This window comes from Aeromonas sp. 600724 (genome assembly GCF_049175135.1).
Classification (GTDB): domain Bacteria; phylum Pseudomonadota; class Gammaproteobacteria; order Enterobacterales; family Aeromonadaceae; genus Aeromonas; species Aeromonas veronii_A.
In genome coordinates this window covers 36982-59524 of the sequence record NZ_JAAKUM010000015.1, presented here as the reverse complement: position 1 = coordinate 59524, position 22543 = coordinate 36982, and the positions used below count along the sequence as shown (strand labels likewise).

At 57.6% G+C, this 22543-nt stretch carries 22 protein-coding genes; 4 read left to right on the top strand and 18 right to left on the bottom strand.

The window, feature by feature from the left end; genetic code table 11:
• Nucleotides 1–10 precede the first annotated feature (10 nt).
• Nucleotides 11–1780: a polysaccharide biosynthesis/export family protein gene (locus G5168_RS14750; protein ID WP_216954349.1), complete on the bottom strand. Its 1770-nt coding sequence runs from the start codon at nucleotides 1778–1780 to the stop codon at nucleotides 11–13.
• A 25-nt stretch (nucleotides 1781–1805) separates the two neighbouring features.
• Nucleotides 1806–2180 carry a hypothetical protein gene (locus G5168_RS14745; protein WP_201996467.1) on the bottom strand — a complete coding sequence of 125 codons (375 nt, stop codon included), beginning with the start codon at nucleotides 2178–2180 and terminating at the stop codon, nucleotides 1806–1808.
• Nucleotides 2181–3351: 1171 nt separating this feature from the next.
• Here G5168_RS14745 and G5168_RS14740 point away from each other — a divergent pair.
• Nucleotides 3352–3876 (top strand): acyloxyacyl hydrolase, encoded by a 525-nt coding sequence (locus tag G5168_RS14740; RefSeq protein ID WP_216953357.1) that lies wholly within the window; start codon nucleotides 3352–3354, stop codon nucleotides 3874–3876.
• Between the two features lie 172 nt (nucleotides 3877–4048).
• On the opposite strand, the gene G5168_RS14735 is transcribed toward G5168_RS14740, so the two are convergent.
• The 11 genes from G5168_RS14735 to G5168_RS14685 all read right to left on the bottom strand — a co-directional run bounded on the left by G5168_RS14735 (nucleotide 4049) and on the right by G5168_RS14685 (nucleotide 15073).
• On the bottom strand, nucleotides 4049–5545 hold the full coding sequence (locus G5168_RS14735; RefSeq protein WP_421252396.1) for a C69 family dipeptidase: 1497 nt from the start codon (nucleotides 5543–5545) through the stop codon (nucleotides 4049–4051).
• A 458-nt stretch (nucleotides 5546–6003) separates the two neighbouring features.
• Complete coding sequence (maiA, locus tag G5168_RS14730; protein WP_180343339.1) at nucleotides 6004–6639, bottom strand: maleylacetoacetate isomerase; 636 nt, start codon at nucleotides 6637–6639, stop codon at nucleotides 6004–6006.
• Between the two features lie 139 nt (nucleotides 6640–6778).
• Nucleotides 6779–7774, bottom strand: a complete 996-nt coding sequence (locus tag G5168_RS14725) for a fumarylacetoacetate hydrolase family protein (protein WP_421252395.1) — start codon at nucleotides 7772–7774, stop codon at nucleotides 6779–6781.
• A 10-nt stretch (nucleotides 7775–7784) separates the two neighbouring features.
• Nucleotides 7785–8936 (bottom strand): homogentisate 1,2-dioxygenase, encoded by a 1152-nt coding sequence (locus G5168_RS14720; protein ID WP_075112729.1) that lies wholly within the window; start codon nucleotides 8934–8936, stop codon nucleotides 7785–7787.
• Nucleotides 8929–10065 (bottom strand): 4-hydroxyphenylpyruvate dioxygenase, encoded by a 1137-nt coding sequence (gene hppD, locus G5168_RS14715; protein ID WP_421252394.1) that lies wholly within the window; start codon nucleotides 10063–10065, stop codon nucleotides 8929–8931. The genes G5168_RS14720 and hppD overlap by 8 nt, the downstream gene beginning before the upstream one ends.
• Before the next feature lie 224 nt (nucleotides 10066–10289).
• On the bottom strand, nucleotides 10290–10958 hold the full coding sequence (locus G5168_RS14710) for an HAD family hydrolase (RefSeq protein WP_421252414.1): 669 nt from the start codon (nucleotides 10956–10958) through the stop codon (nucleotides 10290–10292).
• A 37-nt stretch (nucleotides 10959–10995) separates the two neighbouring features.
• The gene (locus G5168_RS14705; protein ID WP_421252393.1) at nucleotides 10996–11655 is read right to left on the bottom strand and encodes a TIGR01621 family pseudouridine synthase; all 660 of its coding nucleotides are present in this window, start codon (nucleotides 11653–11655) and stop codon (nucleotides 10996–10998) included.
• Between the two features lie 176 nt (nucleotides 11656–11831).
• Nucleotides 11832–12524 (bottom strand): ABC transporter permease, encoded by a 693-nt coding sequence (locus tag G5168_RS14700; protein WP_005337302.1) that lies wholly within the window; start codon nucleotides 12522–12524, stop codon nucleotides 11832–11834.
• A gap of 3 nt (nucleotides 12525–12527) precedes the next feature.
• Entirely contained in the window at nucleotides 12528–13268 is a 741-nt protein-coding gene (locus tag G5168_RS14695) for an ABC transporter permease (RefSeq protein WP_005352911.1), read from the bottom strand.
• A 211-nt stretch (nucleotides 13269–13479) separates the two neighbouring features.
• On the bottom strand, nucleotides 13480–14253 hold the full coding sequence (locus tag G5168_RS14690) for an ABC transporter substrate-binding protein (RefSeq protein WP_005337307.1): 774 nt from the start codon (nucleotides 14251–14253) through the stop codon (nucleotides 13480–13482).
• Between the two features lie 49 nt (nucleotides 14254–14302).
• A complete protein-coding gene (locus G5168_RS14685) occupies nucleotides 14303–15073 on the bottom strand; it encodes an ABC transporter ATP-binding protein (RefSeq protein WP_005337310.1) in 771 nt (256 codons plus the stop codon).
• 533 nt (nucleotides 15074–15606) lie between these two features.
• On the opposite strand from G5168_RS14685, the gene G5168_RS14680 reads away from it, so the two are divergent.
• Nucleotides 15607–16509 carry a lysine exporter LysO family protein gene (locus G5168_RS14680; RefSeq protein WP_421173029.1) on the top strand — a complete coding sequence of 301 codons (903 nt, stop codon included), beginning with the start codon at nucleotides 15607–15609 and terminating at the stop codon, nucleotides 16507–16509.
• 103 nt (nucleotides 16510–16612) lie between these two features.
• On the opposite strand, the gene iadA is transcribed toward G5168_RS14680, so the two are convergent.
• Both iadA and G5168_RS14670 read right to left on the bottom strand, forming a co-directional pair.
• On the bottom strand, nucleotides 16613–17743 hold the full coding sequence (gene iadA / locus G5168_RS14675) for a beta-aspartyl-peptidase (RefSeq protein ID WP_421173007.1): 1131 nt from the start codon (nucleotides 17741–17743) through the stop codon (nucleotides 16613–16615).
• Between the two features lie 66 nt (nucleotides 17744–17809).
• The gene (locus G5168_RS14670) at nucleotides 17810–18592 is read right to left on the bottom strand and encodes an ABC transporter substrate-binding protein (protein ID WP_019445361.1); all 783 of its coding nucleotides are present in this window, start codon (nucleotides 18590–18592) and stop codon (nucleotides 17810–17812) included.
• Nucleotides 18593–18978: 386 nt separating this feature from the next.
• Here G5168_RS14670 and G5168_RS14665 point away from each other — a divergent pair, with 386 nt between their 5' ends.
• Nucleotides 18979–19587 carry an ACP phosphodiesterase gene (locus tag G5168_RS14665; RefSeq protein WP_421173006.1) on the top strand — a complete coding sequence of 203 codons (609 nt, stop codon included), beginning with the start codon at nucleotides 18979–18981 and terminating at the stop codon, nucleotides 19585–19587.
• Between the two features lie 57 nt (nucleotides 19588–19644).
• Here G5168_RS14665 and G5168_RS14660 read toward each other — a convergent pair whose 3' ends face one another.
• A complete protein-coding gene (locus tag G5168_RS14660; RefSeq protein ID WP_005352922.1) occupies nucleotides 19645–20028 on the bottom strand; it encodes a DUF2069 domain-containing protein in 384 nt (127 codons plus the stop codon).
• Nucleotides 20025–20375: an arsenate reductase (glutaredoxin) gene (gene arsC, locus G5168_RS14655; RefSeq protein ID WP_042657676.1), complete on the bottom strand. Its 351-nt coding sequence runs from the start codon at nucleotides 20373–20375 to the stop codon at nucleotides 20025–20027. Before arsC ends, G5168_RS14660 begins: the two co-directional genes overlap by 4 nt.
• Nucleotides 20376–20435: 60 nt before the next feature.
• Here arsC and G5168_RS14650 point away from each other — a divergent pair, with 60 nt between their 5' ends.
• Nucleotides 20436–20918, top strand: a complete 483-nt coding sequence (locus G5168_RS14650; RefSeq protein WP_184232193.1) for a TlpA family protein disulfide reductase — start codon at nucleotides 20436–20438, stop codon at nucleotides 20916–20918.
• A 90-nt stretch (nucleotides 20919–21008) separates the two neighbouring features.
• On the opposite strand, the gene G5168_RS14645 is transcribed toward G5168_RS14650, so the two are convergent.
• On the bottom strand, nucleotides 21009–22463 hold the full coding sequence (locus G5168_RS14645) for a M48 family metalloprotease (protein ID WP_367948260.1): 1455 nt from the start codon (nucleotides 22461–22463) through the stop codon (nucleotides 21009–21011).
• Between the last annotated feature and the right edge of the window lie 80 nt (nucleotides 22464–22543).

Below are 22543 nucleotides of genomic sequence, written 5' to 3'. Positions count from 1 at the left end.
AAGAAGCGGCTTAGTTAATTGCTACGTTAGCAGCCACGGCGATCTGATAAATGATTTGGGTAATATCCTTGACCGATTGCATGGTTTTGCTGTCAACCTTGGGCAACACCAAAATCTGATCACCGGGCTGGACACTCCCCTTATCTTTAAACTCCACCAATCCGTTTGCATGAACCACGGCAATCCGCTGGTCATTCGCACGCTCGGTGAATCCACCCGCCCAGGCCACATAGTCATCGAGAGTCGCATTGGCGTTATAGACCACAGCCTGTGGCATCAAGACTTCCCCACCGACCTGGATCAGGTCCGTTCTGTTCGGTATGACAATCTGGTCACCCTGTTCCAGCTGAATGTTCGCAACAATCCCCTTGTCTGCGACCACCACCTTGCCAAGAGGCTGGATTTTTCTGGCCTTTTCGACAAAGCGCATCACCAGTTCTGCCTCTTTGGCACGGATCGACGCTTCACCATCCGAGCTGGCAGGAGCAGTAAACACACTGCGCTCCAACCGGTTGAGCGACTCTTCCAACATCTCTTTTTGCCGCGCAGCGACACTCTTGCGCATCAGGTAGATGGATTGGTAATCGGCAAGCTGTGGGTCAATGGGAATATGGTTGAGCAGCTCATGCAGCTTGGTCTGCTTGCGCACAGTGAAATATGAGGGCCCCATATAGCTACCTGCGACCTGCACATCATAAACCTGTGCATGCATGTCATCATTGAACAAGACTTTGTCACCATCCTTAAGCTGGAGGCTGGCAAAATCCTTGTAAGGTAAATAGATGGAGAATGGACCACTTGGACGGTCACCTATCACCCCGACATGACTCACCTTGGCAAGCGGCAGTGCGTAGTTAACCAGCTCCGAGCCTAGCGTATTACGCTGAGTCAATTCGAAACGGAAGGGATTACGAACCTTGCCCGCGACATTTATCATCGGGCCCTGTGGCTCTACCAGGATGACATCCTGATCTTTAAAAGAGAGCTTGGGCATTTTGCCCTGCTGCATGAATTCATACAGATCGATTTTTTGGATGACCTGGTTCTGGCGTAATACCTTTATTTGACGATAGCTGCCGCGCTCCGAGTCGATCCCCCCAGCCCGCTTTAGAAAATAGAGCACACTGTCAGAGGATTGACCCGCATACTGGCCTGGCCGTATTACCGGGCCAGTGACAAACACACTCACGGGAGTTGTTGTCAGCAGGTTGACGTAGATATTGACATTATTTGTAAAAACATCGCCAATCCTGCTGGTCACCAGATTATTGACCTGGCTGGCAGGTACATTCTTGACATTTATCGGGCCGACATCAGGGATGAAAATATTGCCCTGATTATCTACCGTCACTACATTTGAAAAATTGACGGCACCCCAGATCCAGATATTAAGCTTGTCCCCTGGCGCTATCAGATAATTGTCATTCAAGCCATCGCTGCGTTCGGTCTCATAGCCACCGGCAAACAGATTGGCGCCATAGGGAGGAGGTAATCCAGCCTCTGCCAGGGGCAGTAATTTACGTACATCTGCCTCACCGGGTAACAACATCCCTTGACGATTCTGTTGGGTAAAACTCCCGGTCGTTGAACTTGTGTTGGCCTGCCCACTCAGTGCTGCTTGACCACCAAGCTGGGTGCCGGTGTTTTCAGCAGCCTTTCCTGAAAGGGTGTAACCAAATGATGATCCATTTGCTTGCGCTAAATCCGGGGCGGCAATGGCCATGGTTGCGCAGGATGTACTGATGAGAAACAGAAGTGTGCCGAGCTGATAAATTTTCATTTTGTTCAAAACATGTGCCTTCATTTTATTGCTCAGCAAGAAGGTTGCTGACAGAGGTCTGTTCCAGTTGAGGTATCAGATACCATTGTTCTTCAGTCTTGCATGCCGCGCGCCTTTGCGAATGGCCTTGCATGCTGTTAAACAACAACTCAACGCACTCAAGACCCAGAGCCGAAACATAGCGTTGCCCCAGGGTATAGGTAACATTGTTTCTACTGAATGCAGCGCCTTGTGGCAGTGTATTCAGCGCCTGCTGCAGATCGGGAGGCATGGCATACAATTCAGTAGCAACTGACGGGTTGACGAGAGGACGAGACGCTTCTACCTGCTTTGGCTCATATGCACAGCCACCAACTTGTATGGCTAACGATATGGCCAATAACCGGGTTGCAAAATTCATGTGTCAATATTTCCCATGGAGTCAAGTGTTGATCTGTTAAAGCCAGGTCGCCTTATGGTCTGGCAACGCTATTGCCGATCGACTCATTATCTTTCATGACCAAAAAACGAACTGACATGTGGCTGTTCATCCCCAGCCCTGCAACTGCAAAAGCGGGTTTTGAGTTCCTCATCAACAGACAATCTGCCGAGACTGCGAAGCGATACCAGGCAGTCTGAACAAGAGGGCTTTGCTCAAAAAATTACCATTTACAGCACACATTTCAGAATGTTCTGAGTGAATCGAGCAAGACACGATATATGATGGATCTCAGACAGAACAGCAATAGTCTCATCAGAAGTAGGCATGAGCTCTAAAATGAGCAATGCTGCTCAATTGCTGTAAAGATGTAGCGATGTTGATGCGAAACACTGTTTTTTTGCCATAGCTACCGCACGGCAATGACATCTTCCCGGACAAAAAACAGACAAAATGGATGTAAAACTAAAACAGGAGGGAAAATAACGATGCCTGTCAGCTCAAAAAGCAGACAGAAATTGATTGCAATGTAAGCACCCACCCCGTGCATGAGAACGTCACAATGTGACGTATATCATACTTATTCTCATTTTTTTCGAATGCTATCAATAAGCCACAATTGGGTCAACACTCAAAAAACTCACCTGCATTCTTCACACGACAAGGAGGGACACAAGACTCTGTTTTTAAAAGATTTACGCTCAAAGCAGTATTGGTAATAAATGTACTCGCACGGTGTAAATATTTTTGACGACAAGCAAGATTAATTTAGAAATTTCTTAATTATCCCTCGCTCCTCCAAAAAGAAATTAATTTTTTGTGAGTCACATCCATTGAACTTTCAATTAAAATATGGTTGGCAATACTTTATTCGAGTTCGGCAACCTCTCTGATATCCCCATCAATCCACTCAGCCATTGCCTGAAAAGTGACCGCCATTAACATCACACATAACAAACTGTTCAAATAACGTTCAGCCAGACTCCGTTTTTCCCCCGTTATTGAGAACATAAAAGCGATAGACCATTTATTCGCCAACATGGTTTTTTTTAGTTTTTCTGGCCGTGATTGACAGGGTTATTGCCTGTTGACTATGCCTGATATGTGTCCGATTGAATCGGCACCACAGGGTCTCAACGACATTGGAGGGGGCATGGACGCTAACACTCTATCAAGGATTGGCCTGCTGGTTTCACTGCTGACCAGCACAGGGGCCGTGGCCAATGACAATATTCTTGCCCTGCAGCTGGGCAAGGCGTTCAGCAATGAAAAGCTTGACATCAAGATCGCCGATGCCAAGTTTCACCACATGTTCTGGCGCTGGGGAGACTCGGCCTGTCAATTTGGATTGGGAGTGCGTGGCGGTACCCTCAAGGTAGAAGATGAAGAGACAGCAAGACTGGGAGGCGGTGCCCGTATCGAATGCCAATGGGGTAACTGGGTGACCTGGATCCCCGGCGAAATGGTCTGGCTCGATCAGTATCAATTTGGCACCCGCGGCCACGGCTACAAGGATTACGGCGGTCCCTTGCAGTTCGCTCTGGGTATCGGCCTCGGTTACGCCATCACCAAGAATTGGCTGATCGGCTATCAGTATGAGCACATGTCCAACGCCTATATGTATGACAAGAACCCGGGGCTGGACAGCCATACCCTCCATATCGAGTACCGTTTTTAGCCAGACAGACTTCGTCGTGCTCATCTGAACACACTCTGCAAAAAAGCCTTCACTCCCGTGAAGGCTTTTCGTTATGTCGTCTTCTGATAACAAAGGTGACAGTGAGAAGATCACCATACTCAAGACATGGATGACGACACGCTCTGCCGCCCCACCACATCATGGGGTGCAATCAGTCCTTTTTCGCTTTGTTGGCGAAGAAAATATCGGTCTGAATATCTTGGGTGCGCACCGTGAAGATCTGGTTGGTGAGATCGTCGGTCAGCATTTCGGCCTCCTTCATCACCCGCAAATTGAAGTCGTTGAGCATGCTGTTGGCGGCGGCCTTGTCGGTTTTGACCGTTTTCAGGTAGCTGGCTTCCATCTCTTTCTGCTCTTTGGCGATCTTCGCCTCCCAGCTCTGGTACGCCTGCTTCACTATGGGGGCCAATTTGGGGTAATCGGTCATCACCAGGGTCTGCAGTTTGCGATATTTCCAGTAGATGGAGTCGCTGTCGGCCTTGTCACTGCCCATGGCATAGTGCGCCGGATAGGCTTCCAGACCGCTGTAGTAGGGAACGAAGGCGGTCAGATCCGCCATGCCGAGGCCCAGATAGGTCACCTCCCCCACCTCACGCGGCATCCAGGGGCGAACCTGCATCACGTGAGACTCGTAAGTGCGGAACACACTGACGGGGCGCCACGGCTCCTGACCGTTCAACCCCTTGCTGTAGGGATCGTGCTCGGTGCCGTCATAGTGATTGCGCAGCACCGCCTTGACCTCCTCCAGCGTCATCTTCTTCTCGGGGGCGAGGGTGACCGGGAACTGACGACCGGCATCCACCGCCTGCTTGAGCGAGGGGTTGAACATCTGCTGGATGGTCCAGACCCGCGGATCGTTATAGGTGCGGTCCCGCTCGTCATCGCGGGTATAGGCTTTCGAGAAGTTGAACGCCCCATCCTTTTGCGGATGGTAGAGCCCCTTCTCGGTGGCAAATTCGATCAGATTCTTCGATCCCATCGTATCGGCACTGGCGGGATCGTACTGCTGCAAGCGGCCCTGATTGCCGGTAGCGAAATAGTGATTTTTCGGCAGTCGCTGCGCCATCCAGTGGTGGCCGGTGGCGGTCTCCAGATACCAGAGCTCGTTATCATCCACCACGGCGACGCCAAATCCCTCCCCAGCACCAATGGTCTCGATGATGTTACCAAGCAAGGCGATTGCCTCGCGGGCCGATGTGGACCGGGAGAGCAACACATCGGGAATGTCATCCTCGGTGATCCCCTTATCTTCCACATAGGGGTCAAAGGCGAGCGCTTCGGGTGAGGCAAAAATGGACTCGGTGCCGCTCACCCCTACCCCCTTCTCATTGAACCCGGTGGCGCCATGCAGCTGGGTCTTCCAGTTCGGTACCGTGGTATAGCGCAGGGAGTTTTTCGGCAAGGGGTAGCTGAAATCATTGGCGCCATTGTGAGCCTTGGAGCTGTGCATACCGCTCTGCCCCTGCTTGGCCGGATGGATTACGAAATGCTGGGCTTTCAGGGCATCGCTGTCGGCGCTGCGGGCCACCATCATGGAGCCATCGGCGCTGGCTTCACTACCGACCAGCAAGGTGGTACAGGCGAACGCCGACGAGAAGAGAGCAAGGTTGATGGAGAGTGCGACGACGCACTTTTTGAAGGAATACATGAGATCTCCTTGTTGCACAGAGTGGTTGCAAATAAGCGGTGGCGCGCCAGTCAACCTGCCGCTGTCACAAGGGATCTGCGCGGTGACACGGGCCGGACAGTGCGGGCCATCAAACCGTAAACACGAAAAAGAGCAGTGCGAATAAACCATGGAAACCAAGGAGGTAGCCAAGGCCCCCTGATAGGCGACCTGTGCGCATTTCTGCTTTCCGCTGTCCCGCTGGCGTGGCGATACTAGGCCCAATCAACTGACTTGAGTGTGACTGACAGCCCAAAACACCAACAATAAAGACTCAATCGATGCAAAATGTTGATAAGTGTGACAAGTGCAGGATCCTTGGCGACATTCAGCCGTCAACACAAGGCACGCAAGGCGCATACAGAAGGGAAATAAAGAGATGAGGAGATATAACGCGCGGGATGGCGTGCTGACGCCATCCCGCGATTCAAGTCAGTAGGTCACTGCGCATCCGGCTGGTTTGCGGGGGCGGCCTTGATAAAGGCTTGCAACTGTTCGCAGTTGGCGACGATGCGGCGGATAGTGGGGTAATCGTCCAGGGTCATGTCGTAGCGGCGGGCGTTGTAGACCTGGGGCACCAGCATGCAGTCGGCCAGGGTCACTTCGTTGCCGACGCAGTAGACACCGGCGGTGGTCATCAACAGCTGTTCGAGGGCGGTGAAGGTCTCGTCAATCCAGTGGCGATACCAGCAAGCCTCCTGCTCGTTGTTGGCCCTGAAGTGCTCTTCCAGATAGTTGAGCACCCGCAGATTGTTGAGCGGGTGGATATCGCAGGCGATCATGTTGACGATCTGGCGCACCCGGGCCCGCGCGTCGGGGGAAGAGGGCATCAGGGAGTAGGCGGGATAGGTCTCGTCAAGGTACTCCATGATGGCGACCGACTGACCGATCTGCACATCGCCATCCACCAGAAACGGCACCAGCCCTTGCGGGTTGATCCGGCGATAGGCCTTCTCGCTCTGCTCGCCTTGCCGCAAATTGATGGGATGCTGCTCGTAGGCGAGCCCCTTGAGCTGCAACACGATCCGCACCCGAAAACTTGCCGACGAACGCCAATAGCCAAACAACTGCAACATAATCTGTCCCTGCATCTTATCTGGGCCCGAAGCCCGGCAGGTGCTCGCCACCTGCCTCCTTGTGTATCCGGCACCGGTTGAGGGCTCGTCGTGATCCGGACATATCCCGAATATCCTTGCCGCCAACCGGCGCTGGCCATCAACCTCCCTGACCGCTCGCTGGCACCACCTGTTGAGAGATGGTGCCAAACAGGTTTTGGCCAGAGCGATCCTCCATCGCGATCGACACTCTATCACCAAACTGCAAATAGGGGGTTATAGCTTGATCACAATCAAGAATTTCCAGCATGCGGCGCTCGGCAATGCAGGATGAGCCGGCGCTGCGATCGTAGTTGGAGACGGTGCCGGAGCCGATGATGCAACCCGCACCAAGGGGCCGGGTCTTGGCCGCATGGGCAATCAGCTCGAAGAAGTTGAAGGTCATGTCCACTCCAGCTTCGGGCGCACCAAACAGGGCACCGTTGAGGTGGGTCAGAAGCGGCAAATGCACTTTGCCATCGCGCCAGTCATCGCCCAGCTCATCCGGCGTGATGGCCACCGGCGAAAAGGCGCTGGACGGCTTGGACTGGAAGAAGCCAAAGCCCTTGGCCAGCTCCCCCGGGATCAGGTTGCGCAGGCTCACATCATTGACCAGCATCAGCAGCTTGACGTGACTGGCGGCCCCCTGCGGGCTTACTCCCATCGGCACGTCGTCGGTGATGATGGCTACCTCCGACTCGAAATCGATCCCCCACTCCTCAGAACCCATCACGATGGGGCTACGGGGGGCGAGAAAGCTGTCGGAGCCCCCCTGATACATCAACGGATCGTGCCAGAAGCTTTCCGGCATCTCGGCGCCGCGCGCCTTGCGCACCAGCTCCACGTGGTTGACGTAGGCGCTGCCATCGGCCCACTGATAGGCACGCGGCAGCGGAGAGAGACAAGACGCTTCGTCAAAGGGGAACGTCTCGGCCACACGGCCCTCGTTAAGCTGCTGATAGACAACCTCCAGCCTGGGGGCAACCTCGGCCCACTCATCGAGGGCGGCCTGCAGGGTGGGAGCAATCTCGCTCACCCGTACCGCACGGGTCAGATCCCGGCTCACCACCACCAAAGCGCCATCGCGCTTGCCATTGTTCAATGTTGCCAATTTCATAAGCGATTCCTTATTTGCCGGCAGCAGCGTCCGGGCGCTGCCAGCTGGAGACATACCGGGTGTTCTCGATCCCTTCGCACAGACTGCCGACGTTCAGCGCATCGCGGGTATCGAGCATCACCGCCACCTCGTCGGTGAACTTCTTGGCATAGGCCTGCCCTGCCGCAAACGCCTTGGGATGGGGGCCGTGGGTGAAACCGGCGGGATGGAAGGTGACCATGCCCCGCTCGATATTGTCCCGGCTAAAGAAATCCCCGGCGTGGTAAAAGAGCACCTCGTCGTAATCATCGTTGCTGTGATAGAAGGGCACCTTGAGGGCGCCGGGGTCACTCTCGATGGGGCGCGGCACAAAGGTGCAAATCACGAAGCGGCTCGCCACAAAGGTCGAATGAGCCGATGGCGGCAGATGGTAGCGGTGGCTCATCAGCGGGCGGATATCCCGCCAGTTGAGGCGCACCACGCACAAGTCGCCGTGCCACCCTTGCGCATCCAGCGGGTTGAAGGGCCAGGTGATGACCGACACCTGATCGTGGCGCTTCACCTGCAGCGACCAGGGATTCTCATCCTGCTGGGCCAAAAAGCGCTCGTTGATGGCGGGCACATCCAGCGCCGCCGGGTCGAAGATGGCGTGATTGCCCACCAGCCCCTTGTCCGGTAGCTGATAGCTGTCGTTGGTCGCCTCGATCATCAGGATGAACAGGGGCGCCGTCGGCTCGATGCGCCACATGGTGCCACGGGGGATCACCACATAGTCGCCGTCCCGCAGAGTCAGGTGGCCGTAGTCGCAGAAGAACTCGCCGCCCCCCTCGTGGATAAAGAGCAGTTCGTCACCGTCGGCGTTGCGCACCAGAAACGGCATCGCCTCGGAGAGCCGCCATATCCGGTAGCGGCAATGGGGGTTGCTGAGAATGTCGGGAGCCACCCAGGGAGAGAGTGAGCTCACCTCTTCCTGGAGGGCATTCAAGTCAAACAGCCGTGGTCGCAGCGGTCCCTCCCAACTGCTCCAGTCGGTGGGGGCATGCTTGTGGTGCATGTGGGTGGCGGGGCCGAAAAAGCCGCTGCGCCCCAGCTCGCGCTCATAGATAGCCTGTTCCGGCAGGTCGGCATGGGCCTGCCGGGAGTGGGTTCCCTCCCGGTGGGGAAAGTTAATCCAGTTACGCATCGCTCGCTCCCTCTTTGCGGGCACCCTTCTTATCCTCGGCGCCATCCAGCACACCACGGCGGATCTGGTCCAGCTCGATCGATTCAAACAGCGCCTTGAAATTGCCCTCGCCAAACCCTTCGTTACCCTTGCGCTGGATGATCTCGAAGAAGACCGGGCCAATCACGGTATCGGTGAAAATCTGCAGCAGGATGCCATCCTTGGTGGGGGAGCCGTCGATGAGGATGCGCAGCTCTTTGAGGGCCGCCAGATCCTCCTGATGCCCCTCGACCCGGTTGTTCACCTTCTCGTAGTAGGTATCCGGGGTCGGCATAAAACCGGTACCGCGGCTGCGCAGGGTGCGGATGGTGTGGTAGATATCGCTGGAGGCCATGGCGATGTGCTGGATCCCCTCCCCCTTGTACTGGCGCAGGTACTCCTCAATCTGGGACTTGTCATCCGCCGACTCGTTGATGGGGATGCGGATCTTGCCGCAGGGGGCGGTCATGGCGCGTGAATGCAACCCGGTCAGCTTGCCCTCGATATCGAAGTAGCGAATTTCGCGGAAGTTGCCGATCCGCTCGTAGAAGTTGGACCAGACATCCATATTGCCGCGATGGACGTTGTGGGTCAGGTGATCGATCTCCATAAGACCGGCATCCACCTCTGCCATCCGGGCCTGCCAGTCGGGGTAGAAGACAAAATCCACGTCATAGATGGAGCCCTTGTCGCCATAACGGTCAACAAAGGAGAGAGTGCTCTCGCCGATACCGTAGATGGCGGGAATATTGAGCTCCATCGGGCCAATCTTGCCGACAAAGGGCTTGGCCCCCTTGGCGATGGCGTACTGCTGGGCTTTACCCGCATCGCTCACCCGAAATGCCATGCCGCAAACGCTCGGTCCGTGCAGGCTGGCAAACTGCTCCGCCTGGGAGTGGGGCTCGGCATTGACCACAAAGTTGATATCCCCCTGCCGGTAGAGCCAGCACTGTTTGTGTTTGTGCTTGGCGACCTCGGCAAACCCGAGCGAAACGAACAGGCTCTTGAGAGCGGCAATCCCCTTGGCATCGGGGGCCGTGTACTCGACAAACTCGAAACCGTCAGTGCCTAACGGATTGATGGTGTGGGTGGCGGAAGAGGTGGCATTCATCGGGCGCTCCTTGCTCTTGATTCGGTTAAAACGGATTGCAGCACCCAGCGGCGCGGCAAGTGTTAACAACTTGTTTCATTAGAAGCAGGGCGTAGCAGGAAGAGAAGAGGCGGGTTGCAGATAGTTTTTCGCAGCTGGCAGCAAAAGATGTAAATAGAATGTGACATTCAAGCGGCAGCCCTGCGGATCAAACGGTGACGATCAGTATGGCTGTCAGCTTTGGCTTACAGTTGCCAGTTTTTGACCATCAGATGGGGCAAGCAGGCCCGGGCCTTTTGCAGTCGCACAGGCGTTGGATTGATCAGCCACGCCTCTTCCCCCAACCCCAGCAGTGGCAGATCGTGCAGGCTGTCGCTCAAGGCCAGCTCGGCATCGAGGGCGCAAATCTCTGGCAGCAGCTTGTGCTGTCCGTGGCAATAGAAGCGGGGCATCAGGCCGCCAAAACGGTAGTGCATCTGCGAGCCAATGATCCGGTGGGGCAACTGGCCGGGCAGTTGCTGATAGAGCTGGGCTCGCACCAGCGCGCAGGGGCTGGCGGAGATCACCCAGCAGCGCGCCCCCTCGCTTTGCAGCAATTCGCGAGCCTGACGATACAGCCCAGGCCTGGTGCGGCAATAGGCACGCACCAGCTTGCGCCAGTCCAAAGGGGAAAGCCCCAACGTGATGGCCCACCAGATAAGGGAGATACCGCGCCGCCGCTGGCTGGGAAGAAGATAGACCAAGCCACCCAGCGCAATCACTGGCAACAGCAACAGCGGCCAGATCCGGCGGCGCAGGATATAGCGCAGCAGACCGGCGTGGCTGTCGCCGGGGGCCAGGGTGTCGTCAAAGTCGGCCAAGATCCAGCGCGCAGCCCCCCCGCACTCTCGATTCCCCCCACTCTCTTTCGGCACCACTGGTTCAGCTGGCGAGCGGCTTATCATGGGAGCCTCAAGGTGCAAGAGCGGCAATCGCCGCGGTCAGCTCGGGGGTGACAAACTCGGCCCCCTGCGTGGGCGGGCAGACAAAGTCGAAGGGCTCGCCCGCCAGGGTAAAGCTGAGCTGCCAGGCATGCAGATAGCCACGATCGGCTGATGTACCGCCATAGCGCTCATCCCCGAGAATGGGGGCGCCGATGCTTTTGAGGGCAACCCGGATCTGGTGGGTCTTGCCGGTCTGCGGCTTGATGCGATAGAGCCGCACCCCCTCGCGCACCGACAGTGAATCGAACCAGCTGATAGCAGGATTATCCAGCGTGCGCGCCAGCATCCAGCTGCCGCCGCGCCCCTTTTGCATATCCCCCTTCACCCAACCCTGCTTCTTCTTGGGTTTGCGATCGGAGAGCGCCAGATACTGCTTGCTAACCTCACGGGCCGCAAAGGCCATGCTCAGCTCGCGATTCGCCTCCGTGGTGCGGGCCAGCAGCACCAGACCGGAGGTCATCTTGTCGAGCCGGTGTACCGGATAGAGGGTGAGCCCTGTATCGGCCTTCACGCGATTGACCAGTCCCGGATTGACCGACTCCCAGTCGTCCTTCTCGTCATGCATGCCGATGCCGGGCTGCTTGTCGATAACCAGGAAAGCGGGATGCTCAAAAAATATCCGGTACATAAAACCTCGGGAACTGGGGGATAAAGCACGCAGCCAACGACTGACTGCGCTCGGGAGTGCTGCATTCTCCCTGCTCGGGCACTATTTAGCAAACCGGGCGGGCAGAGGATAAAGATAAAAAATGGCTCCGCCTGCAACAGGTGGAGCCATTTTCGCTCATCTTGGCAGCTCAACCCTTACACATTGCGCGGACGCAGGTGAGCGTGCCAGCGCGCTTCCCACTTCTTGAACAGCCAGACGATGACAAAGGTGAGCAGCATATAGAGCAGCCCTGCGGTCAAAAACGCCTCGAACGGACTGTAGTAGCGGGAGTTGATGATCCGCGCCGCGCCGGTCAGATCGACGATGGTGATGATGCCCGCCACCGCTGAGCCTTGCAGCATGAAAATCACCTCGTTGCTGTAAGCCGGCAGTGCCCGACGAAACGAGTTGGGCAAAATGATCCGGGTCAGGGTCTGCCAGCGGGTCATGCCAAAGGCGTTGGCGGCCTCAATCTGGCCGCGCGGCATATTGTGTACCGCCCCGCGCACAATCTCGGCGGTATAGGCGGCGGTATTGAGGGTGAAGGCCAGCAGCGCACAGAACCAGGCTTCGGAGAAGAGCGACCAGGCGGCACTGTTCTTCAGCCACTCCCACTGGGCGGCGCCGTAGTAGATGATAAAGAGCTGCACCAGCAGCGGGGTGCCGCGAAAGAAGTAGATATAGGCCCAGATCGGCCCCTTGATCAGCCAGTTGCGGCTGTTGCGCAGGATGCCCATGGGCACCGCCAGCATCAACCCAAGGATCAGAGAGAGGGCCACCAGCCAGACGGTGGTATAGAGCCCCTCCCAGTAGGTGGGCCACTCTTTGAGAATGATTGAGAAATCCATGGCTTACCTCGTCTTGATGGCATAGTGACGCTCGGCCCACTTGAGCGCCGAGGTGGAGACTGCGGTGAAGATCAGGAAAATTAACGCCACCGCCATGTAGAAGGTGAAGGGTTGCTGGGTCGAGCCCGCCGCTAGCGAGGCTTTGCGCACCATGTCATCGAGGCCGATGATGGAGACCAGCGCGGTGGTTTTCAGCAGCACCAGCCAGTTGTTGCCAAACCCCGGCAGAGCGTGGCGCATCATCTGGGGGAAGAGGATCCGCACAAACACCTGGGTTGCCCGCATGCCAAAGGCCCGTGCGGCCTCCAGCTCACCTTTGTCCACCGCCAGAATGGCGCCGCGAAAGGTCTCGGTCATGTAGGCGCCGAAGATAAAGCCTATGGTCGCGACACCGGCCACAAAGGGGCTGATGTCGATATAGTCCGGAAGCAGGGAGACCCACTCCTGATTGGGATTACTCTCCAGTAACCAGCTGTTGTAAGTCTCGTTGACCCAGGTGCAGATACCGTTGATCAGCACCTGGCCGCCAAAGAAGAGCAGCATCATCAGCACCAGATCGGGGATGCCGCGAATGATGGTGGTGTAGCCGGTGGCGATGGCCCTGGCCCACTTGTAGGGAGAGAGTTTGGCCAGCGCCCCCAGCATCCCCAGCAGCAACGCCAGCAGCAGGGAGGCCAGCGCCACTTCCAGGGTGACCCAGGCGCCCTCCAGCAGCGAGGCTTCGTATCCTTTCAAATCAAACATATGCAGCTCCATCGCCACTGAATCTTCACGCACCTGCTAACCAGAAGGCTCCATAGCAGTCCGAATGAAATATGTGCAGCTCCATTGCAATCAATGCGGGCCCGTAAACTCCCTCAGGGAGGTGACGGGCCCGATGACTACTGACGGGATCAACCTGTCGTTACTTGCCGTAGACGTTTTTGGACTTACTCGCCGTAAACGTCTCTTTGTTTTACTCTCCGTAAACGTCGAACTCGAAGTACTTGTCGTTGATTTCCTTGTACTTGCCGTTGGCACGCAGCGCCAGAATGGCGGCGTTGAATTTCTCTTTCAGATCCTTGTCAGCCTTGCGCACCGCAATACCGGCACCCTCGCCAAACCACTTGGGATCGGTCAGTTTAGGGCCGACGAATTCAAAGGCATCACCCCCCTCTTTCTTCAGCAGACCGTCGGTGATGGCGGCAGAGTCGGCCAGCACATAGTCCACACGACCGGATTTCAGATCGAGATAGGCTTCATCGGCCGTACCGTAACGCTTGATGGTGGCGTTGGGGAAGTTGTCGGTAATAAAGGTATCCATGGAGGTCGCACGCTGCACCGCGACGGACTTGCCTTCCATAAAGGCTTTGTCGAGCTGCACATCAGTGCCCTTCTTGGCGGCAAAGCGGGCCGGAATGTGCTGGTACTTCTGGGTGAAGTCCACCTTCTTCTTGCGCTCTTCTGTGATGTCCATGGTGGCGATAATGGCGTCAAACTTGCGTGACAGCAGCGCCGGAATGATGCCGTCCCAGTCCTGCTTGACCAGGGTGCACTTCACTTTCATCTCTTCGCACAGGGCGTTGGCGATGTCGATATCAAAGCCTTTCACCTCGCCACTGGGCTCGGTCCAGGAGAAGGGGGGATAGGCACCCTCAACCCCGATCCGGACCTCTTTCCACTCCTTGGCCATCAGGCTACCGGACGCGAGGGCAGTGACTACGGCTGTCGCCAGCATCAGCTTGTTCATGTATCTCTCCTTGATAAAACAGTTGATTGGGTAACCAGGCATCCCGCCATCAGTAGATGGAGGAGATGAATTGCTTGAACCGCTCGGATTTGGGATGGGCGAAAATCTCCTTGGGGTTGCCCTCCTCTTCCACCCGCCCCTGATGCAAAAACATCACCTTGTTCGATACATCCCGGGCAAACGACATCTCGTGGGTCACCACCAGCATGGTGCGTCCCTCTTCGGCCAGCTCGCGCATCAGGCCAAGTACTTCTCCCACCAGCTCGGGATCCAGCGCCGAGGTGGGTTCGTCAAACAGCATCACCTCGGGCTCTACCGCCAGCGCACGGGCAATGGCGGCCCGCTGCTGCTGACCACCGGAGAGGTGACCGGGATAGTAGTCGCGCCGCTCCCAGAGTCCAACCCGGTTGAGCAGTTGCTCTGCCTTGGCCAGTGCTTCGGCGCGAGGCACCTTGAGCACCTGGATCGGCACTTCGATGATGTTCTGCATGATGGTCATGTGTGACCAGAGATTGAAACTTTGAAACACCATGGCCAGTCGGCTGCGGATCCGCTCCACCTGACGCATATCCTCGGGCAACCGCTCGCCGGCGCGGCTGGTTTTCATCCGGATCAACTCGCCATGGAGCGAGACGGTGCCGGATGAGGGGGTTTCAAGCAGATTGATACAGCGAAGAAAGGTCGACTTCCCCGAGCCGGAGGAGCCGATAAGGGAGATCACATCCCCCTTGTGGGCGGTCATGTCGATGCCCTTGAGCACTTCGTGGGTGCCAAAATATTTGTGCAGATCACGTACTTCCAGTGCGGCAACGTCGCTCATCCATTACAACCTTGTCTGTCCCTAGACGCCGCAGGGGCGTGACTCAACCATCGTCCATTTAACAAAAAGTTAACCGATGGCAACCTTCAGCGAAAATATCACCCGGATAGTGAAAAAACAATACAGAACGAGGGTCTTCAGAGGATTCGCTCTATTTTTATTCGCTCTTTGCGTATTTTTCAGCACTTTGTTTGCATAAACAGCCGTTTCAATGGCTGTTCCGATACCGCCTTTTTATACCCCAATCATATCAGTGGCAAGAGAAAAGCGTGATGTGTGCCAAACCGGCACCAAAATGGCTTTATGCAGACCCTTGCAGAGCGAAATATCAGACCCCAAGATCGGATCAACTTGATTTCATTGGTGCACTCGGGCTCGCACAGAACCTTATCAAACAGAGAGGTTGTGGCAAAAAAGTAACAATTAGCCCCCAAAAGGGCTGTTTTTGACCATGAAAGCGAGAGATATGTGACACAGAGCCAATAAGTAATGATAAGGTGGTGTTTTTATCAGTTTTTGTGATCGAGGCCTCGATGCTGCTCAATGTGTTGCTGATCCTGTTGCCACTGGCAATCGGCTATCTGATCCCCCTCTCCTCTGCCCGGCTGATCAAGCTGGTCAACCAGAGTCTGGGCAAGATGGTCTACCTCATTCTGTTTCTGATGGGGCTCGGGCTTGCCTATGTGGAGAACCTGGGCAGCAATCTGGCGGTGATCTTCAAGGTCGCCGGGGTGATGCTGACCGCGATCACGCTCTGCAACCTGTTGGCCCTCTGGTGGCTCGACAAGCGCACGCCGCCGACCCACGAGGCGAACGATGCAAAGATGCCGGGCAAGCTACACCTGCTGTGGGAATCCCTGCAGCTCTGCTTTGTGGTGCTCGGCGGTGTGCTGCTCGGGCTGCTGGTGGATCTGCGCGCACTGCCCATCGACAAGTGGAGCGAGTGGGCCCTGATGCTGCTGCTGTTTCTCATCGGGGTGCAGATGCGCAACTCCGGCATGCGGCTGCGCCAGATCCTGCTCAACCCCTGGGGGATGAAGATAGCCGCCACCGTCATCCTCAGCAGCTGGCTTGGCAGCCTGCTGGCGGCCCAATTGCTGGGCATGCCCTTTGCCCATGGTCTGGCGATGAGCTCGAGCTTCGGCTGGTATTCGCTCTCCGGCATTCTGGTAGCCGACAAACTGGGGCCGGTGCTCGGTTCTGCTGCCTTTATCAACGATCTTGGGCGCGAGCTTATCGCCATTCTGATCATCCCGGTCCTGATGCGACGCCACCCCTCGGCAGCCATCGGTTACGGCGGCGCCACGGCGCTGGACTTCACCCTGCCGGTCATCCAGAAATCAGGGGGCATTCAGGTGGTGCCGGTGGCCATTGTCTCCGGCTTTATCCTGAGCCTGCTCGGCCCCATCCTGATCCTCGGGTTTCTGGCGATCTAAGCCTGATTTCCACATTGCAGATCAAAAAGCCCGACCTTGTTGTCGGGCTTTGGCTGTTTGGAGCAACCACGCACTCGCACTGACTACGATATTACCCGCAGCCTTATTCGCGCCACTGGCCGCCACTCATCACCCGTTCGATAGCAAACGTCCGGTCGTGCACCAGCAGCAGATCCGCATCCTGCCCGACCCCGATACGCCCCTTGCTGCCAAGCCCCAGCGCCTGCGCCGGATTGCTCGTCACCACGGCCAACGCCCTCTCCAGCGAGACACCGAGCCGGGTCGCGCGCACGCACTGCTGCCACAGGCTGGCAATCTGGCCGCAGCGCATCTCGATTAGCCGCCCTTCGCCATCAAAGCGCGGCAGGCTGGCGTTGGCATCCGAGCTGAAGGTGATGCGATCGGCAGGCACATTGGCGGCCAGCAGCTCGAGAAACGCATCGGCGGCAAGCCGCTCGCCATCCTCCAGCAGATCGGGAAAGCTCGAGGTGGTGAGGTCGACCCAACCTCCCGCCTTGCCCCACTCGATGGCCTCGGCAAAGAGCCAGGGGTTGCGGTTGCAGTGAGTGGGATAGAGCTGGCGCAGCGGAATGTCAGTCTCATCGCGCAGGGCCCGCAGGGGGGCCAATGCCCCCTTGCCATCCCCGACATGGAAGAAGCTGATCCCGCTCTTGCCCGCAAGCAGCCCGGCTACTCGCGCCTCGCTGGCAAGCCTGGCCAGCTCATCGTGGGTCGGCGCGCTGGATCTGTGGTCACTGATGGCCACCTCCCCCACCCCCAATACCTCGGGGATCAGGATGATGTCCGACTCCACCGTGCCGGTCAGGGTCTTGATCGGCAGATGGTAGGAGCCGGTATACATAAAAGCGCTCACTCCGGCGGCGCGAAACTCGCGCACCTTGCCGAGCACCTGCACGGGAGTGCGGGTCAGGCTGTCGGTGCCAAGCGCCGCCACCAGGGTGGTGACGCCGGCCTTGAGCGCCTCGCTCGCCGCCAGCTCAGGGGTGCGAAAAGCAAAGCCCCCCTCACCGCCACCGCCGGTGATATGGGCCAGCGGATCCACCAACCCGGGTACCAGATAGCGGCCTCGACCATCGACCCTGTGCAGCGGCCAGTTTGTGGGCACCGTCAACCCCTTGCCCATCCAGGCGATACGGCCATCGGCCACCAGCAGATCCTGCTGGCCAAGGTGGGTGGGGCTGAAGATCTCGGCCCCCTCGATCAGGGTCAACATGGCGATCCTCCTTGCACGATTGTCGCTTGCCCAATGAAAAGAGAGGGAGCAAGCTGCCTCCTCCCGTCAACCACCATATATATCGTACTTGAAGTACTTCTGGTTGATCTGCTGATAGGTGCCGTTGGCACGCAGTGCCTTGATCGCCTCGTCCAGCTTGCCCTTGAGCTCCTTATCGCTCTTGCGCACGGCGATCCCCATACCATCACCAAACCACTGGCGATCGGTCAGGGCGGGCCCCACATAGTCGAACTTGTCGCCCCCCTCTTTGCCAAGCAGCCCCTGCTCGATGGCAGAGGCATCGGCCAACAGGGCCAGCACCCGACCCGCCTTCAGATCGAGATAGGCCTCATCGGCATTGCCGTAGCGGACTATGGTGACATTCGAGCCAAAATTGTCGGTCAGGTACTTGTCGTGGGTGGTAGCACGCTGCACCCCGATGCGCTTGCCCGCCATGCCTTCCGGGGTCAACGTCAGCTCGGTCCCCTTGGCCGCCACAAAGCGATTGGGAATATGGGCATATTTTTCGGTGAAATCGACCTTCTGGCGCCGCTCGTCGGTGATCGACATGGCGGCGATGATGGCATCGTATTTGCGCGACAGCAGGGCCGGGATCATGCCGTCCCAATCCTGCGCCACCAGCTCGCACTTGACCGCCATCTGCTGACACAGGGCGTTGGCGAGATCAATATCAAATCCCTTGATCTCGCCCGACGCATCGGTCCAGGAGAAGGGCGGGTAGGCCCCCTCCACCCCGAAACGCACGGTTTTCCACTCCTTGGCCATAGCGGGGGTGGCCAGCAGGCTGGCAACAAACAGGGCTGAGAGGGTCAGTCTGATCTTCATCATGTGTACTCCATTACATAAAAAGCGCACAGGCGCGGACAAGGCACCGCAGGCGAATGCATGCGATGACCAAAAGCGGCAAAATCTGGATGAGCGAGATCACGCCCAAGCGGGCGTCAGTGAACTGCTCCAGAGGTTCGCTCTATTCGTCGAACCACTCGGAGAGATAGAAAGGCTTGAAGTAGAAGGCCAGAAAAAAGCCTCTGGCTTTGCGCATCATGGTGGTTTGTCGCGTCCTGTGACAAAGATGGCATCACCTTAGCATGCCCGAATTTTGCCCGGCAAGAGGCAGCCGCCGGGCAGTAGCAAAATCCCGATCATGGTCAAGGCCGGCGGGATCCGTTAGGCTCGAAGCACCTTGCCATCCCATAACAGACCCACAGCGACCGATGAATTTTCTGGCCCATCTCCATCTGGCTGCCCACACCCGAAGCTCCCTCACCGGCAACCTGCTCGGTGATTTTGTCAAAGGCACGCTGCCCACGGGGCTTGCCGCCCACTTCGATGAGGGGATCTGGCTGCACCGCAAAATTGACGCTTTCACCGACAGCCACCCCGAGCACAAGGCGACCGTCGCCAGTTTCGAGGCCCCCTGGCGCCGCTTTGGCGGCATAGTGGTGGATATGATCTACGACCATTGGCTGAGCCTGCACTGGGAGCTGTTCAGTACCGAGCCCCTACCCCGCTTCCTGCAACGCAGTTATGAGCAGCTATTGGCGGATCACCCACGCCTGCCGGACGGACTGCCACTTCCCCTCAAACGGATGGCCGAGCAGAACTGGATCGCCTCCTATCAGCGCAAGGAGGGGCTGGCGCAGGCCCTCAATGGTATTGGTCGCCGACTGCGCCGCCCGGTACAACTGGGAGAGGCGCTGCTGACCCTCGATGAGTCGCAGTGGCAAACATGCGAGGCGGGATTTCTGCGCTTCTATCCCCAGCTGATGGACTTTAGCCAGCAGCAGCTGGCCCAATATCGGGCAGCCCAAGGGGCACAGTGATCCCTCTGGATAAAGCAGCTTCCCCATAAAAAAAAGCCCCTTGCGGGGCATTTGTCATCAGTTGGCTTCGTCTTTCTTTTTGCGAATGCTTAAGCCCAGTTCCCGACCACGCAGTCGGGCGTAATAGATGGTGCCGACAAAGGCGAGAGTGGTGAAGACCAGCTCCACCACCGCCAGCCACCGCTCCCCCTCATCCGTGGTGATCAGGGTGAGGGCATGGAGGAAGTAGGGCATCAACACGAAGTTGCCCCAGGCGTGGGTGTAGGGGTTGCCCTGCACTATCCCCTTGAGGGGGAAGAGCAGCGGCACCGTCCAGATCACCGGCAGCAGCCAGGGGTTGAGGTCCGGATGGGGCGACAGCCACAGATGCCAGAGGATGACCCAACACAGCAGACCGAAGAAGCCGACCAGAGTCAGCCAACGTGCGAAGCGGGTGCTCACTTGAGGATCTCCAGCACCTGCTCCGGCGGCCGACCAATGCGGGCCTGACCATTCTTGATGACAATTGGGCGCTCGATCAGCTTGGGATGCTGGTGCATGGCGCGAATAAGGGCATCACCGCTGACATCGGCCAATCCCAGCTCCTTGTAGAGGTCCTCCTTGGTGCGCATCAGCTGGCGGGGATCGCTAAAACCGAGCAGAGAGAGCAGGTTGCGGATCTCATCTTCGCTCGGGGCCTGCTCCAGATAGAGCACCACATCAGGGGCGATCCCGTGCTGTTCCAGCAGAGCCAGGGTTTCGCGACTCTTGGAGCAGCGCGGATTGTGGTAGATTTGGGTCTCGCTCATGGTAACTCCCTGATTAATCGCAAGATGGGACTAGAAACGGCGCTATTGTAGGGGAAAGTGATGGTCAGGGTAAGCGGCAGTGGAAAGGAATTGAAACGAATTTGTTGGCTGATTGTGGCTGGCATGCTGGGCGCCTGCACGCCCGCCCCCGAATTTACCGATGCCACAGGGCAGTCGGTCAGCTTGCATCATTTTGCCGGCAAGCCGCTCTTGATCAACTACTTCGCCCCCTGGTGCGCCCCCTGCCTGCGGGAGATGCCGCACCTCAACCGGCTGGCAGCGGAGGGCCAGATCACAGTGGTGGCCATCAACTACGACCCGACCACCCCGGCAGAGCTGGGCAAGCTGGCCGCGCAGTACCACATCAAGGTGCCGCTCCTTATTGCCAATGAAGATGCCAGGCTTCCCTTCCCGCGCCCAAGCGGCCTGCCCACCAGCTATCTGCTCGATAGCGAGGGCAAGCTCAAGCAGACGCTGGTCGGCGAGCTCGACCAGCAGCAGATCGAGATGCTCAAGGCGACCGCCAGCAGCCTGAGTCACTAGCCCATCGCTGCTATCACCGTCCCCCACATCAACGCCACCGCCATAAACAACAAGGGCGCACTATAGTGCGCCCTTGTTTGATAGGTTTCGTTAGCCCTTGAGGCTGTCGAGATCCTTCTTGGCCCGCTCCAGCTCGGTGATGCGCGCCTCCAGACGAGCCAGGGTCATCCGGTCGCTAGTGGTACCGCGCGCCACGATCAGTTCGTCGATGGCTGCCTGATAATCCCCGCGCAGCGAGAGCATCTCGGCCCGCGCCATATGCAGCTCGGTCATTCTGCCCGCTTTGCGATAGGCATCAGCCAGCAGGTTCCAGGCCAGATTGTTCTCCTCGTGGGCACGGGCATAGGGGTCAAGGATGGCGATGGACTTCTTGTAGTTGCCGCTCTCGAGGTAGGCGTTGCCGAGATTGACCACCACCACTTCGTTGTCCGGCATCCGGCTGCGGAACTTCTCGAGGCGCGCAATGGCCTGGGCACTGCGCCCCTTGGCCAGATCGATGTCAGTCTGGGCATCGACGATAAAGAGATCTTCCGGATGACGGGCCGCCAGCTCCTGCATCAGGGTATCAGCCTCGTCGGTGCGCTTGAGCTGGATCAGCGCCAGCGCCTTGCCATAGATGGCTGCATCCTTGAGCGGGTAATCCCCCTTCTGGATCCGGGTATCGAAGTAGCTCAGCAGCCCCTGCGGGGTATCTGTACCAAAACGCACCTGAATCCGCACCTTGGCCAGCCAGAAGTCGAGGCTGGGCGGCAAGTCGCGGCGGCCATAGCTGCCCGCCCGAGCGCGGGCCTCGCTGATCCGGGTCTCCGGCAGCGGGTGAGTGAGCAGCATTTCCGGCGGCTTGCTGGCGTAACGGTATTCGGCAGCCAGTTTCTGGAAGAAGTTGGCCATCCCCATGGGGTCGAAACCGGCATCATAGAGGGTCTTCATGCCGATGCGATCCGCTTCATATTCGTTGTCGCGGGTGTAGTTGATGGCCGACTGCATGGAGAGGCCCAGCGTAGTCTGCAGCGCGGCGATACCGGCAGTCGGGTTGATCACCGCCAGCGCGATGGAGCCCACCAGACCGGCCAGGGTCACTGCAGAGCTGCTCGCCTGCGCCTCCATATAACGGGCGATATGGCGCTGGGTCACGTGGGTGATTTCGTGGGCCAGTACCGAGGCCAGCTCACTCTCGCTGTCGGCGTAGAGGAAGAGGCCGGTGTGCACCTTGACTCGCCCGCCGAGGAAGGCGGCCGCGTTGATGCTGGGATCATTGATGAGGAAGAAGGTAAACGGGAAACGCACCCCATCGGCGTTGGTCAGCAGTCGCTGACCCAGATCGTCAATGTACTGGCTCAGTACCGGATCATCGATGATCGGCAGACCCGCACGGGCAAAGCGCATAAAAGCGTTGCCGTAACGCACTTCCTGCTCGATGGGCAGGGCAGCGACCCCGGCCGTGCCGATGTCGGGAAGCTGATTGTTGGCCTCGGCATGAAACGTGGCGCCCATCAGGGAAGCCAGCAGGGGAAGCGATGCCATCAGGGGGGAAAAACGTGCCACGTTATCTCTATCTCCATCAGAAAGGGCCTCGGCAGAATACCCTTGCCCATCAAGGGCTACAAGCGTTGTTTCACGCTCTT